A 14,237-nucleotide genomic window follows, 5' to 3' on the forward strand; every position below is an offset into this window, starting at 1 on the left:
AACGCCGGATGGCGTGGACCGGGTTACCCGGCCGGTCCCCGCCATCCGGCTTTTCGCGTCTCAACGGCCGATGACGGTTGCCACGCTCGCGACATGATGAGAAGATTTGTTAGTAACTCTCTCATCCTGTCGCACTGTGCAGCCGACAAGATCGGTTGATCAAAGGAGATCCACCATGACCGCCGCCGTCGCGTTCGACCACGAGTCCCGAGGTGCACGCCCCGAACGCCGCCCGTTCGGACCCGGCAGCCGGATGTGGGAGGACACCGGGCTCGTCACCTTCTCACTGACGGCCGGCTCGGCCTTCCTGCTGCAGACCATGGAACCCTCGATCGCCGCGGTGGTGGACGAGCACTCGACGTTCCGCACCGATGCACTCGGCCGCGCGGCCCGCAGTATCGCCTCCGTCATGATGTGGATCTACGGCGGCGACGAGGCCCTCGCCGAGGCCGACCGACTGCGAAAGATGCACGCCACCTTGAACTCCACGGACGAACAGGGCGTCAAACACCGCGCACTGTCCTCCGGCCCCTGGGCCTGGGTGCTCCACACCGCCATCTTCGCCTTCACCGAGGGCAACAGGTACTTCTCCAGCGATCGGTTGACCGAGGAGCAGAAGGAGTCCTATTACCAGGAGGTCGTGCAGCTCATGCGCAATTTCTCGGTGGCCCCCAAGGAGATTCCGCTCACCTATGCCGACTGGCTGCCCTGGTTCGAGGACCAGATCGAAAACCACCTGGTGCCAACGAATGTGGCCTACGACTACCTGAAGGTCATCCGGAACATCGCCCCGCCCAGGCAGATTCCCGCGCTCCTGCACCCGGTGTGGCGCGTCGCGACCAAGCCCGTCGGCCGCCTCCAGTACTTCTTCACCGTAGGCACCACCCCCGACGCCATCCGCGACAAGCTCGGGCTGGAATGGACCGCGAACGACGAACGCGCCCTGCGCACCCTGGGCTGGGCGATCGGCCGTACCGTCCCCCTGCTCCCCGAGCGCGTCCGCTACTTCCCCATCGCGTACGAGGCCCGCCGCCTCGAGCGCGACCGCGCCCGCCTCCGCAAGATGATCGACCTCCGTCCCGTGTAATCACCCGGACCGGGGAGCGCTCAGCGCGGGGAATCGAATGCCACGGTGAGAGCTTTCTCGTCAGGAGACGGGGCGGACGGGGTGACGAAGCAGCGTGCGCATGGCGGCGTTCTGGGTCCGGCGCGGGTCCGAGAGGTAGATCTCATGGTGGCGGCCGTTCATCGTCAGGTTGTGTTCGGCCATGAAGGTTTCCATGCGGGCGAGGGTCTCGGGCTCGGTGGCGTACGGGCCGCGGTGCATGACCTGGATGGCGTCACCCTCGGTGAGTTGTTCGAAAGTGGCTCCGGAGACCATGTCCGGGGTCACCGGATCGGGCATGCGGATCATCATGGTCCAGTGCCATTCGTCACGCGGCACCTGTAGGGCGGGGCGGTCCGATTCGACCCACCACAGGCCCTCCAGCTTGGGGACCACGAAGTCGTTGCCTTCGGCCTTGGCGATCTTCTTCGCGCCGTAGGCGGCTCGGTACAGGGTCGAGACGGCCTCGGTGTAGGCGTCGCCGAGGGGTGCGCCGACACCGCTGACCGTGGCGTAGTTGCAGGTCCGGAAGGTGCGCAGGACGGGGTCGGTGGGGGCGTCGTAGTAGTGCCTGTCGGTTTTGGCCAGGTCCAGTTTCATAGCTGCTCCTCCTCGGGGTCGATTCGAGGATGCGGTCTCCCGTGACGGGAGGGTCAAACCCGGCGCGGTGTGGCGACCGGGAAACGGACCGCGCACCCCGGTTCCTGGGGCTGGATCGCGGCCGCCGCAACCACCAAGGTCACTATGGTGAGCATGCGGATGGTGTTGTGGCGCGCGTTGATCGGCGTGCTGCTGCTGGTGGTAGGGGCTGTGGCGGTACCGGGGCGGGCGGGGGCCGAGGCGCGGTATCAATGGCACGAGGAGTTCATCACCGCACCGGACGGGACCCGATTGCACGCGGACGTGCTGCGGCCCGTCGGAATCGCCGACGATGTGCGCACGCCCGTGATCATGACCGTCAGCCCGTACCGGGCGCACCTCATGCGGCTGAGCGAGCCGCGGCTCCAGGGCGGGCCGTCCACCGACGATCTGCCGGTGTCGATGTTCCTGCAGGCCGGATACACCTACGTGATCGTGGATCTGCGCGGGTTCGGCGGCTCCAACGGCTGCCCCGATTTCGGCGGGCCGGGCGAGCGGTCGGATGTGAAGACCGCGGTGGAATGGGTTGCGGGACAGCCGTGGTCGACCGGCCGGGTCGGCCTGGCCGGTACCTCCTACGAGGGCTGGACCGGGCTCATGGGACTGTCCGAGCAGCCCGCGGGCCTGGCGGCGGTGGCCGCCTTCGAGCCGGTCGTGGATCCCAACGCCTACTTGTACATGCAGGGCATCGCCTGGAAGTTCTCACTCAAGCCGATCAGTGAGAACGGCTTCCGGCCCGGCGATCTCGCGGGCTTCGAGCATCTGCTGATCGCCTCCACGCCCGGGCATCCGACCGATTCGGCCGAGTACAAAGCGAATGCTTCGAGCATCGATCCGGCCTGCTATCAGCACTACCTCGCCGAAACCACCAACCACGACGCGAATTCCGCGTTCTGGCGGGACCGGGATCTGGTGGAGAAGGTGCGGGGCAACACCATTCCGCTGTTTCTCAGCCAGGGCTTCGTCGACTACAACACCCGCCCCGATCGGGTCTTCCCGCTGTGGAACGCGCTCGGCCCGGGTGAGCACAAGGCCTGGTTCGGGCAGTGGGGTCACCGCGACTGCACCGAGAAATGTGGTTCGCCGGACTTCGCCACCGAGCTGCTGGCGTTCTTCGACCGGCACGTGGCGGGCAAGGATGTGGGGGTGCCCGGACCCCGGATCACCGTCGGCCAGTTCGACGGCCGGTGGCGTTCGGAGACCGCATGGCCGCCCGCCGACAGCCACGCCCTCGACATCGATCTGCGTACCGGACGCTACAACGACCGCGGCCTGCTCCCCGGCGCGGACCGCGAGATCTGGACCGTCACCCAGCCGCTCGACCAGGACCAGCACCTGTCCGGTGCGGCGACGGCCACCCTCGGCCTGGACGGGCCCGCCGCGGCGGCCGTCACCGTCGAGGTCTACGACATCGACCCGAACAACCGAGCGACCGTCATCACCCGCGGCATCGCCCCGGTCACCCCGACCGCCCAGGTCCGGCTGCTCGCCCAGGACTGGCCCATTGCCGCCGGCCACCGGATCGGCATCCGCATCACCGACGTGGTCGACGACGTGTGGGCGCATCCGCCGGCCTTCGCACCGGTCACTGTCACCACGGCGCAGATCCACCTGCCGCTGCTCGCCACCATCCGCAACCCCGACCTGCCCGGCGACATGAGCGAGGCCATTCCGAAGTGGCGGAACGAGAAGTCGGTCTCGCTGGCCCCCGATGTGGTGAACAATGCCAGTGTGACCGTGAACTTCCCGCCCAGGGCCGGCGGCTAGGCCCATGACCAGCACCGCGCCGACCGACGCCCCCACCGTCGACGATGTCACCGCCGAGCGGCTGGCTGCGGCGCTACGCTGCCGAACCGTCTCCTACGAGGATCGCGGCCGCATCGACCCCACCGAATTCGACCGCCTCACCGCCCACCTCGAACAGTCCTTCCCACTGGTCCACACCCACCTCACCTGGGAAACCTTCGGCCACAGCCGCCTGTACCGCTGGGCGGCCACCGATGGTGGGCCGGATGCGGCCGTGGCGGCGATTCTGCTGGCGCATCAGGATGTCGTGCCGGTGGACGATCTGGCGGGGTGGACGCATCCGCCGTTCGCCGGGGTGGTGGATGACGAATTCATCTGGGGGCGTGGGGCTATCGATGACAAGAGCCGGGTGCTGGCGATTCTGGAGGCGGTCGAGCGGGCGCTGAGTGCGGGCGTAAGGCCCAGGGAGACCGTCTATCTCGCGTTCGGGCACGACGAGGAGATCTTCGGCGCCGAGGGCGCGGGACGGATGGCGCAGCGGCTGCGTGACGCCGGCGTCCGGGCCCGGTTGCTGGTCGACGAGGGCGGCGTGATCACCACGGGTGTGGCCGACGGGATCGACGTGCCGGTGGCCACGATCATGGTGGGCGAGAAGGGGTTCGCGACCGTGCGGCTGTCGGTGACCGATGTGGGCGGACATTCGTCCATGCCCGGACGGCAGACCGCGGTCGGGCGGCTGGCGCGGGCGGTGGCGCGGATTCAGGATCACCCGTTCCCCTTGCGGTTGACGCCGGTCGCGGTCGACATGCTCACGCGGGTGCGGGAATTCATGTCCGAACCGCGCCGGACGCTGCTCGGGCTGGTGCACGTGGCGGGTGCCATCGCGGCGCGGGTGCTGGCGGCCCGGCCGCAGACCGAGGCGCTGGTGCGGACCACCACCGCGCCGACCATGATCAGCGGCGGCGTGAAGCCCAATGTGCTGCCGCAGCGGGCCGAGGCGTTCGTGAACTTCCGCATCCTGCCGGGCGATTCGGTGGCCGACGTGCTGGCCCACTGCCGGAAGGTGGTGCGGGACAGGGGCGTGTCCATCGAGCTCGACGGCACCACCTCGGAGCCCTCGGCCGACCCATCGGCGGGCCCGGACTTCGATCTCGTCGCCGCCGTCGCGCGCGAGGTGGCGCCGGGCATCGCGGTCACGGTCGGCGTCGTGCCGGGCGCCACCGATTCCCGCTACTACGACGATCTCGCCGCCACCCGCTGCAATTTCGCGCCGATCATCCTGACCGCCACCGATCTGGAGCGCATCCACGGCACCGACGAACGCATCTCCCGCGCCGATTACGCCCGATTGATCCGATTCAACCGGCTGCTGCTCGACCGCCTGGTCGGCTGACCCCGGCCACCGCCGCTCCACCGCACGGATTCGCCCGTCCGGCCCCGCCGCGCGCCGGATGCGCAAGAATGACTCCGCCGGTACTCGACATTTCGGGCGCACCGTATTGGGCGGGCGCATCCTCCGGCAGCGTGACGACCTCGAACCGAAGGGAGCGGCGAATGACCCGCACGGAAACCGGTGAATTCGAAGGAGCGGAGGGCCGCGTGTTCTGGCAGGCGTGGCTGCCCGATGGCGAACCCCGCGCCGTCGCCGTGATCGTGCACGGGTATGCCGAGCACTCCGGCCGGTACGCGCATGTCGCGCAGCGGCTGACCGAGTCCGGGTTCGCGGTCTACGCGCTCGACCACACCGGGCACGGCAAGTCGGAGGGCCCGCGGGCCAATGTCGTCTCGCTGGATACCGCGGCCGACAATGTGCGCACCATGCTCGCCACCGCCACCGGACGCCATCCCGGGCTGCCGAGCTTCCTCATCGGCCACAGCATGGGCGGCCTCACCACCGCCTACCTGGCCACTCGCGACCAGCCGGAGGTGACCGGCATCGTGCTGTCGGCCCCGGCCATCGAGATCGAGGCGGGCAATGCGGTGCAGCGCCTGGCCGCGCCGCTGGTGTCGAAGTACCTGCCGAATCTGCCGGTGGTGAAGCTGGATTCGACGCTGGTGAGCCGCGACCCCGACGTGGTGCGGGCCTACGACACGGATCCGCTGGTGCACCACGGCGGCGTCCCGGCCCGCACCGCCGGTGAGATGCTGCGCGCGGGCGAGTTCGTCAAGTCCCACCTGGACCGCCTGACCGCCCCGCTGCTGGTCCAGCACGGCACCTCCGACGCTCTCGCCTCCCCCACCGGCAGCGACCTGCTGGAGCGGAGTGCGGCGTCGAAGGACAAGACGATCATCCGCTACGACGGGCTCTACCACGAGATCTACAACGAGCCCGAACAGGACAAGGTGCTCACCGACCTGGTGAACTGGCTCGAAGCGCACCTGCCGCAGAACTGAGCCGGCCGTACGACAGGACTTCCGGCCGGAATCCGCTACACCACACCGGATTCCGGCCGCTACCGGTTGGCCTTCAGGCAGGCGTCCTCGCCGTCCAGCACCCCCGCCCGGAAAGCGTCGACGGCCCGGACACGGGGCGCGGTGGAATCCCAGGAGACGAATCAGGTCACCGGTGTGAAGGTGCCCGGAAATGTCTTGGCGTACTGCCCTTTCCACTCGGAACCTGCTCCGAGTACGCACCGACATATCGCGAGAAGTCCCCGGTCTCGCTACGGCCGGCGGGAATCGCGGGCCCGGTCACAGCGCGCCGCTCGCGACACGCATCCGGAAAATCAGCTGAGACGGCCGCCGCATCCGTGGCACAGTCGAGCATCATGAGCGACTACCGCCGCCTGAACCGGGCCAATTGGGACGATCGCGCTCCGCTGCACGCCGGTTCCGGCGACTACGCCCTCGACAAATTCCGGACCGATCCGTCGTTCCTGAGCCACGTGGTCCGCTTCGACCTGCCGCGCCTCGGCGACGTCCGCGGTCTGGACGCGGTGCACCTGCAATGCCACATCGGCACCGACACGCTCTCCCTCGCGCGACTGGGCGCCACCATGACCGGCCTCGACTTCTCCCCCGCCTCCCTGGCCGAGGCTCGCCAACTCGCCGAAGCCAGCTCCACGCCAATCGATTTCGTCGAGGCCGACGTCTACGACGCCGTAACCGTGCTCGGCGCTGCGCGATTCGATCTGGTCTACACGGGCATCGGGGCGCTGTGCTGGCTGCCCGACATCCGCCGGTGGGCCGAGACGGTGGCCGGGCTGCTGCGGCCGGGCGGGCGGCTGTTCATCCGCGACGACCATCCCGTCCGCATGGCCGTGGACGAAGCCCGCACCGACGCTCTCATCCTCGGCTACCCGTACTTCGAGACGCCGGAGCCGATGGTGTTCGACGACGGAACCACCTATGTGGACACCGATTTGGCGGTCGCCCACAGCACCACCCACGAGTGGAATCACGGCCTCGGCGAGATCGTGGATGCCGTGCTGCAGGCCGACCTGACCCTCACCCAGCTCGTCGAGCACCACAGCGTGCCGTGGGAGGCGCTGCCCGGTCGCATGGTGTGCGGCGAGGACTCCGAATGGCGGCTCGCCGAACACCCCGAACGGCTGCCCCTCAGCTTCACCCTCCAGGCGCGCAAACCCTGAATCGAAAAATGTTCGTGCGCATGGGTTCCGCCCCGGATACGATCCGGACGCCACATGGAGTAGATCAGCGGTAGATCACCCGGCTCTTAACCGGGAGGGCGCAGGTTCGAATCCTGCCTCCATGCCCACCCTGGCCTAGCTCAGCGGCAGAGCACCCGGCTTCGGTCCGGGAGGGCGCGAGTTCGAATCCCGCGGCCAGGTCTGCTCGTCACCGATTCAGGAGTTCCCTTGTCCGATCAGGTCTTTAGCTACGGTCCGCAGCGGTATGCGACGGGGCAGCTGTCCCGCGCGCTGACCGCCATCGCGCGGGCCGGGGCGAACAAGGCCGAACGGCGGCGAGCAGAAGCCAAGGCACAACGGTGGCGCGAGGTTCTGGACGGGCTGACGAGCGGCCACGCCACGGTCGGCAGCCGCACCCCTGTCGCCGACCTGCCCGCCTGGGTGACCCTGGAGGTCACGCACGGCGGATTCACCACCGGCCGAGCCCTTGCCGAGGCCCCGCTCACCCAGGACGAGGCGGAACGACTCGCCGACCTGCCCGCCGAGGTGCCCGGCGACAACCCCCGCGAACGCCTCAATCTCTGGTACCTCGGCGACGCCGGCCAGGCCGAACTCCTCGAAGCCCTGCGCACCGGCCACTATCGCATCCGGCTCCCCGAGCACGCGGCGCTGCCCGTCGTAGCCCTGTTGCTGGACAAGGGTTTTCCCGAGCAGGCCCTCGACCTGGTCGCTGAACTCCGCCCGCACATGTCGCGCCTGCGCTTCACCCCCGCCTTCGACCCCGTGGCCCGCCCGTCCGGCGCGGCGGTGCGCGTGGCGACCGTCGGCGAGGCCGCCGACGGTCTGCGCGCCGTGCGCACCCCGGAGCAGCTGACCCTCATGCACGCCACCATCGAGGTCTGGACCCCGCTCTACGAGCGCCTGGTCGCACTCTGGTGCGCCACCGTCGACGGAGACCTCCCGAGCCTCGACCGCACCGGCACCGTCATCGGCGGCCTTCCGGGCAGCACCCTCCCGCCCCACTGGATGCACGAACGCGCCCGCTGGCTGGCCGATTTCGAGTCCGCCCGCAGCACCCACGAGTTCCGCGGCCGCCACGCCCACCGCAAGAGCAACTTCACGCGCCTGCACGAGGCGCTGCTGAGCGATCCGAATGAGCTGAGCCCGCGGCAGGTCGACCGGGTTCGACGGGCGCTGGCCAACACCCTCACCCGGCACGGGGAACCCGGTAGCGCCGCACGGCAATCCGCGCGGGCGGAACAGGCCGCCTCTATTGCCGCGCCGCTGTATACGGATTTCGCCGGCGTCCTCGTGACGCGCATCGAACGCTTCCCCGCGGACGGTGGCCTGCCCTCCCTCGACCCCGTGACCACGCCGATCAGGGCGGACGACAGGGTGGCGATCACCGACGGCACCACCATCCCGCAGCATTTGCAGGACAAGGCGATTCGCGCGCTCGAAGCGCCCGCCGACGAGCTGGTCCGGCGCGGCATCATCGGTTCCGGCGAGGTGCTGGCGGCGGTGCTGCCGCAGCTCACCTCGCGGCTAATGGCCGCCGATATCGCGGATCCGGTGGCCGCGAGCCTGTACGAGCAGCTGTACACGGCCTTCCGGCAGCGACGCAGCCTGCTGCTGCTCGACCTCCAGCATCAGGTGCGGTTCGACGAATTGCCCTGGGTCACAGCCCTCGAGGCGCTGCCCACCCTCGCACCCGATGGGAAATCCGCCGACCGGCCCCGTGGCGGAACGAACGCTGAGAAATCCAGCGGCGGAACCGGTCCGGTGCAATCTGGCGGTGGTTCGGCGGCGGCGGCGCGGCGGCTGCTGCGGCTGACGGCCCTGCTGGCCATCGAGTCCTTTCCGGAGGCGGTGCTGCCGAACCCGCTGGTGCGGGAATTCCATACCCTCGCACAGCAGGCCGGGCTGCGGGTGCCGCTGGTCGAGGAGGTGGCGGCGGACATCTTCATGGGCACGTTCACCGAGAAGTGGCGGGCCGCGGCGATCATCGCGAGCCGGACGCTGGCAGGCACCCTGTACCAGCGGTATTACGACCTGCCGTCAGCGGCCGAATGGCGCACCGGTGCGCGGAGTGAAGTCCGCTGGGGCAAGGCCACTGCCGCCGATTTCACGGAGCTGTGCGCGCGGCGCGCCGTCGAGGCGGGCACCCGGCACGACTATGTCGCCCGCAATGGCGCGCTGCTGGAGCAGAGCCAGATCCTGACAACTCACAATCTGGCGGTCCTCGTCGATGCTCTGGATCTGGGCGAACAGTTGCGCGAGTCCGCGCCCGATCTGGCGAACCGCACCTTCGACCGGATCATCCAGCGCCTGGGTCAGCCCGCCCACGGTCATGCCGCCCTCATCCAGGTGAAAAACGCCGCCTACGCGTGGCGGCAGGGCGTATTCCTGCTCAGCTATTGCGATTTCGCCACCCAGACCGGCCAGATCGACCGGCTGATCGATCAACGCGCCGCCCCGCGCCTGGAGCCGGCCGTCGCGGGATTGGCTCACATCGTGACAGGCGGCAGGTTCTTGGGGAACGGGCTCGAGCCGAACGGCACCGGCCGCCGCTTGCTCGGCTGGGCGGTGGGACGCCACTGGTATTTCGGCTGACCGCAACCGTTTCGGTTGACGATGCCGGAAGCCCGAATCACTCCCCGACACGGTGGGGTACGGAACCCGTGCCCCACCCCCGGCGTCCAAGTGAGGAGACGCCGGACGATGGGAGGACGCCGATGGAACCGGAAGCCTTGCGGCGCAGGGCCCGATTGAGTCAATCGGGCGCCGAACACGAGCAATCGCGCATCGCCGGGCGCGGATTCGACCCGGATTACATCCGGCGACTGGAGCACTTCCCTCAGTTCTCGCACGCGCAGATTCATGCCCGCGTCCAGGCCATGAACCCCGGCGACATGCACGCCGCCGCCCAGATCTGGGTGGGCATCGCCGACAGCATGTTCGGCGCCCTGAGCACCCTGCACGCCACTGTCCAGACCACCCTCGCCGGCGCCATGTCCGGCCACATCGCCGACGCCGCCGAGACCGCCGCCCGCCAATTCGTCCGCGACGCCACGGATGTCGCCGCAATCGCCCAGAGCACCGGCCACCGCGTGATCGCCGCCGCCTATGGCGCCGAAGCCGTCCGGAAAACCGTGCCACCACCCATACCCGACGGCCCCGCCGACTCCGGAGACGAGCAGTACCACCTCGCCCTGGCCGCCCTGGACGCCAATTACGTCCCGATCTACCCACCCGCCGGCACGGCCATCCCCGCCTTCTTCGCACTCAGATCCCCGGCCGACACCGCATCCGAAGACTTCAGCGGCACACCCGATTCCGCCCCGGGCGCAGGCCGGCCCACCAACCCGCTCGCGGATGCCTGGAACGGCCCCGGCGGAACTCACGAGTCCGAGCGTCAGTCTCCCGACACCACGGCCGAGGCAACCGATCCGGCCGGTGCCCTGCATACTCCGCGATCCGGCTCCCAAGCCGATACGCAAGACCTCGAATACCGGAATCCGGACCGCCGAAGCCCCGGCGATCACTCTTCGACCGCCCTTCAGCCGACCGTTGCCGAAACCAAGCCCACCGCCACCACACCACCCACGTCCCCGTTCACCCCGAACCCCCGCGGTCGCCCGTACTCCCCCGCCCCCATCCCCGCCACCCCCGAACCGGGCCGGAGCTTCCCCGGTCCGCCCAACCCCGAACCCCTCACCCAACCGCGACAACCGAACTCCCCCAATAACTTCGGCCCACCGGGCTCGGTATCGCCCGCGGGCATGATCGCGCCCGGCAGCCGCCCCACCACCAACCCCGATTCATCCCACCGCACCCCGCCCTGGCTCATCCGCGACCGCCGGGACGAACTCCTCGGCACCCCCCTCCCCCATGTTCCACCGGCAATCGGCGCCGAATTCCCCGCAGCCCGAAACGATCTCGTGCAACCCAACAGCGACGACTCCGGCTGATCCCCGACCGAACGAGCGCCGCGACCCAGCGATGGAGCGGTTCCGCGGCTGCATGGCGCGATGCAGCCGCGGCCTCGAACAGGTCCTCCACCGCGCCCCGCCTGTTCCCCGGCAGACGAGGGGGACCTCACCGGCGGGGCTCCTATTCGCCGCCGAAGACCCGTTCCACGACTGTCTTGGCGCGGCGGGTGACGCGCATGTAGTGGTCGAGGAATTCGCTGCCGTCGTCGTTGGGCCAGCCGGCGACTCGGGCTACGGCGGAGAGGAGGGTGCCGGGGCCGGGGAGTTGGTCGGCGGGTTTGCCGCGGACCAGGACGAGGGCATTGCGGGCCTTGGTGGCGGTGAGCCAGGCGTCGCGGAGGAGGGCGGCGTCGGCGGTGTCGATCAGTTCTGCGCGTTCGATGGCGTCGAGGGATTCGAGGGTGGAGGTGTTGTGGAGTTCGGGGACCTCGTGGGCGTGCAGGAGCTGCAGGAGCTGGACGGTCCATTCGATGTCGGCGAGGCCGCCACGGCCCAGTTTGGTGTGGGTGGCCGGGTTGGCGCCGCGCGGCAGGCGTTCGGAGTCGACGCGGGCCTTGATGCGGCGGATCTCGCGGACGCCCTCGGGGGACATTCCGCCCTCGGGGTAGCGGATGGGATCCACGGTGCGCAGGAAGCGGATTCCGAGTTCGCGGTCACCGGCGACCTGGTGGGCGCGCAACAGGGCCTGCACCTCCCACGGCTGCGCCCACTGCGTGTAATAGGCGGAGTAGGCGGCGAGCGTGCGGACCAGCGCACCATTGCGGCCTTCGGGCCGCAGCCCGGCATCGACCTGGAGCGGCGGGTCGGTGCTCGGCGCGCCGAGCAGCCGCTGCACCTGTTCGGCGACGCTGATCGCCCATTTCACCGCGACGGTCTCGTCCTCGCCGGGCCGCGGATCGCACACGAACAGCACGTCGGCGTCGGAGCCGTAGCCGAGTTCCATCCCGCCCAGCCGGCCCATGCCGATGACGGCGAAGTCGGCGGGCGCGGGCCTGCCGAGTTCGGCCTCACTGGCCCGGATCACGGCCTGCAGTGCCGCCTCCAGGGTGGCGATCCACACCGAGGACAGCGCCTCGCACACCTGCGGGACGTCGAGCATGCCCAGCACATCCGCCGAGGCCACACGGGCCAGCTCGTGCCGTCGCAGCGAGCGCGCGGTCGCCACCGCCCGCCTCGGATCGTCGTAACGCCGTGCGCCGGGGAGGATTCCGCGCGCGACATCCGAGGGCTTGGTGGCCAGCAGCAGCGGCCCGTCCGGCCCGTCGGCGTACATGCGAATGGTCTCGGGCGCATTGATCAGCAGATCCGGCAGGTACGCCGAGGATCCGAGCACGATCATCAGGCGCTGCGCGATGGCGCCCTCGTCACGCAGTTCGCGCAGGAACCAGATCTCGTTGTCGAGACCCTCCGACACCCGCCGATAGGCCAGCAGGCCCGCGTCGGGATTCGGTGTCTCACCGAGCCATTCGAGCAGGGTCGGCAGCAGCAGCGCCTGGATCCGCCCCTTGCGCCCGACCTCCCCGGTGAGCGCCTTCAGATGCCCGAGCGCGTTCTCCGGCGCCACATAGCCCAGCGCCGCCAGCTGTCGCACCGCCGCCTCGGGGCTGAGTCGCAGTTTGTCCGCGTCCAGGCGCGCAACCGATTCCAGTAGCGGCCGGTAGAACAGTTTGGCGTGCAGCCGCCGCACCCGCACCGCATTGCGCTTGATCTCGCTGGTGAGCACCCCGACCGCGTCCTGCCGTCCGTCGGGCCGCATGTGCGCGGCGCGGGCCAGCCAGCGGATGCCCTCCTCGTCCTCGGGGGCGGGCAGGGTGTGGGTGCGCTTGAGTCTCTGCAGCTGCAAGCGGTGTTCGAGGAGCCGCAGGAATTCGTAGGAGGCGGTCAGGTTGGCGGCGTCGTCGCGGCCCACGTAGCCGCCCGCGGCCAGCGCGGTCAGTGCCTCCACGGTGCCCTGCACGTGCAGCGATTCGTCGGCCTTGCCGTGCACCAATTGCAGCAGCTGGACGGCGAATTCGACGTCGCGCAGACTGCCGTGCCCCAGTTTCAGTTCGCGTTCGCGCAGGTCCGCGGGCACCAGGTCCTCGACGCGCCGCCGCATGGCCTGCACATCCGCCACGAAGTCCGGTCGCTCGGAGGCCGCCCACACCATGGGCATCAGCGCATCGCGGTAGGCGGCGCCGAGTGCGAGATCGCCGGTGGCGGGCCGCATCTTGAGCAGCGCCTGGAATTCCCAGGTGCGCGCCCACCGCTTGTAGTAGGCGATGTGCGAGTCCAGGGTGCGCACCAGCGCGCCGGCCTTGCCCTCCGGCCGCAGCGCCGCGTCGATCTCGAAGAAGGCCGCGCTGCCCACGCTCATCATCTCGGCGGCGAGGCGGGTGGCGGTGGTGTCGGCCGGTTCGGCGACGAAGATGACATCCACGTCGGAGACGTAATTCAGTTCCCGCGCACCGCATTTGCCCATGGCGATGACGGCCAGCCGGACCGGCGTCTCCCGGTCGGGGCACACCCGGGCGATCGCCACCGACAGCGCCGCGGTGAGCGCCGCGTCGGCCAGATCGGTGAGGTGCTGACCGACCTGCTGGTACGGCAGCACCGGCTCGTTCTCCACGGTGGCGGCCAGGTCGATGGCGGCCAGCAGCATGAGCTGATCGCGATACCGCTTGCGCAGCAAGGCGATCGCCTCCGGCCCGGCCACGCCCGCCCGGTGCATCATGGGCCCCGCGTTCTCCCCGGTCTCCGGGATGGCGCGCACGGCGTCCAGCAGATCCACGAGCAGCTCCGCGCGATCGGGCAGCGTCTTCCGCTTCAGCAGCTGCCAGGAGCCCGGATCCGCCACCAGGTGATCGGCGAAGGCGCTCGACGAGCCGATGAGGGCCAGCAGCCGCCCGCGCAGCGCGGTGTCCCGGCGCAGCTCGTAATCCAATGCGGCCCAATCGTTCCCGAGCTGCTCGCGCAGCCGGATGAGCGTCAGCAGCGCCAGATCGGCGTCGGGGGACCGCGACAGCGCCCACAGCAGTGGCACGCTGTCCACGTTGTCCCACGCCAACTCTCGCAGAGACTCGGCGGCCGACGGCTCGAGCAGACCGAGCCGTCCGACACCGGGGACAGCGGAGCGAGCAGTCGGTGGCCGAACCATGCCCTTCAAATTACATGCCACGCTGTTCG

At 69.6% G+C, this 14,237-nt stretch carries 9 protein-coding genes and 2 tRNA genes; 9 read left to right on the plus strand and 2 right to left on the minus strand.

The genetic code is table 11. The annotated features are described in order from the left end of the window. Positions 1-175: 175 nt before the first annotated feature. Positions 176-1,087, plus strand: a complete 912-nt coding sequence (locus ACIRRA_RS12450; RefSeq protein WP_402766667.1) for an oxygenase MpaB family protein — start codon at positions 176-178, stop codon at positions 1,085-1,087. A gap of 60 nt (positions 1,088-1,147) precedes the next feature. Here ACIRRA_RS12450 and ACIRRA_RS12455 read toward each other — a convergent pair whose 3' ends face one another. Then, complete coding sequence (locus tag ACIRRA_RS12455) at positions 1,148-1,705, minus strand: GyrI-like domain-containing protein (RefSeq protein WP_402766669.1); 558 nt, start codon at positions 1,703-1,705, stop codon at positions 1,148-1,150. A 69-nt stretch (positions 1,706-1,774) separates the two neighbouring features. Here ACIRRA_RS12455 and ACIRRA_RS12460 point away from each other — a divergent pair, with 69 nt between their 5' ends. The 8 genes from ACIRRA_RS12460 (at position 1,775) to ACIRRA_RS12495 (ending at position 11,051) form a co-directional block, all read left to right on the plus strand. Next, entirely contained in the window at positions 1,775-3,511 is a 1,737-nt protein-coding gene (locus tag ACIRRA_RS12460; protein ID WP_402766671.1) for a CocE/NonD family hydrolase, read from the plus strand. 4 nt (positions 3,512-3,515) lie between these two features. Continuing rightward, positions 3,516-4,883, plus strand: coding sequence for a M20/M25/M40 family metallo-hydrolase (locus ACIRRA_RS12465; protein WP_402766673.1), 1,368 nt, complete (start codon positions 3,516-3,518; stop codon positions 4,881-4,883). Positions 4,884-5,044: 161 nt separating this feature from the next. Beyond that, positions 5,045-5,884, plus strand: coding sequence for a lysophospholipase (locus ACIRRA_RS12470; protein WP_402766674.1), 840 nt, complete (start codon positions 5,045-5,047; stop codon positions 5,882-5,884). Positions 5,885-6,258: 374 nt separating this feature from the next. Next, positions 6,259-7,080 (plus strand): class I SAM-dependent methyltransferase, encoded by an 822-nt coding sequence (locus ACIRRA_RS12475; protein WP_402766676.1) that lies wholly within the window; start codon positions 6,259-6,261, stop codon positions 7,078-7,080. Positions 7,081-7,133: 53 nt separating this feature from the next. Beyond that, a tRNA-Lys gene (locus tag ACIRRA_RS12480) sits at positions 7,134-7,208 on the plus strand. A gap of 1 nt (position 7,209) precedes the next feature. Next, positions 7,210-7,281: transfer RNA gene (locus ACIRRA_RS12485), tRNA-Arg, on the plus strand. 27 nt (positions 7,282-7,308) lie between these two features. Then, positions 7,309-9,693: a hypothetical protein gene (locus ACIRRA_RS12490; RefSeq protein WP_402766678.1), complete on the plus strand. Its 2,385-nt coding sequence runs from the start codon at positions 7,309-7,311 to the stop codon at positions 9,691-9,693. A gap of 122 nt (positions 9,694-9,815) precedes the next feature. Beyond that, positions 9,816-11,051, plus strand: coding sequence for a hypothetical protein (locus ACIRRA_RS12495; protein WP_402766680.1), 1,236 nt, complete (start codon positions 9,816-9,818; stop codon positions 11,049-11,051). A 142-nt stretch (positions 11,052-11,193) separates the two neighbouring features. Here ACIRRA_RS12495 and ACIRRA_RS12500 read toward each other — a convergent pair whose 3' ends face one another. Beyond that, entirely contained in the window at positions 11,194-14,208 is a 3,015-nt protein-coding gene (locus ACIRRA_RS12500; RefSeq protein ID WP_402766681.1) for a bifunctional [glutamine synthetase] adenylyltransferase/[glutamine synthetase]-adenylyl-L-tyrosine phosphorylase, read from the minus strand. Positions 14,209-14,237 lie beyond the last annotated feature (29 nt).

Source organism: Nocardia sp. NPDC101769 (genome assembly GCF_044766925.1).
Lineage (GTDB): Bacteria > Actinomycetota > Actinomycetes > Mycobacteriales > Mycobacteriaceae > Nocardia.

What these genes read in the sequence shown, in the direction of transcription:
- ACIRRA_RS12495 (WP_402766680.1), top strand. Translation starts at nt 9,816, where the DNA reads ATGGAACCGGAAGCCTTGCGGCGCAGGGCCCGATTGAGTCAATCGGGC.
- ACIRRA_RS12500 (WP_402766681.1), bottom strand. Translation starts at nt 14,208, where the DNA reads ATGGTTCGGCCACCGACTGCTCGCTCCGCTGTCCCCGGTGTCGGACGG.
- ACIRRA_RS12475 (WP_402766676.1), top strand. Translation starts at nt 6,259, where the DNA reads ATGAGCGACTACCGCCGCCTGAACCGGGCCAATTGGGACGATCGCGCT.
- ACIRRA_RS12450 (WP_402766667.1), top strand. Translation starts at nt 176, where the DNA reads ATGACCGCCGCCGTCGCGTTCGACCACGAGTCCCGAGGTGCACGCCCC.
- ACIRRA_RS12455 (WP_402766669.1), bottom strand. Translation starts at nt 1,705, where the DNA reads ATGAAACTGGACCTGGCCAAAACCGACAGGCACTACTACGACGCCCCC.
- ACIRRA_RS12465 (WP_402766673.1), top strand. Translation starts at nt 3,516, where the DNA reads ATGACCAGCACCGCGCCGACCGACGCCCCCACCGTCGACGATGTCACC.
- ACIRRA_RS12470 (WP_402766674.1), top strand. Translation starts at nt 5,045, where the DNA reads ATGACCCGCACGGAAACCGGTGAATTCGAAGGAGCGGAGGGCCGCGTG.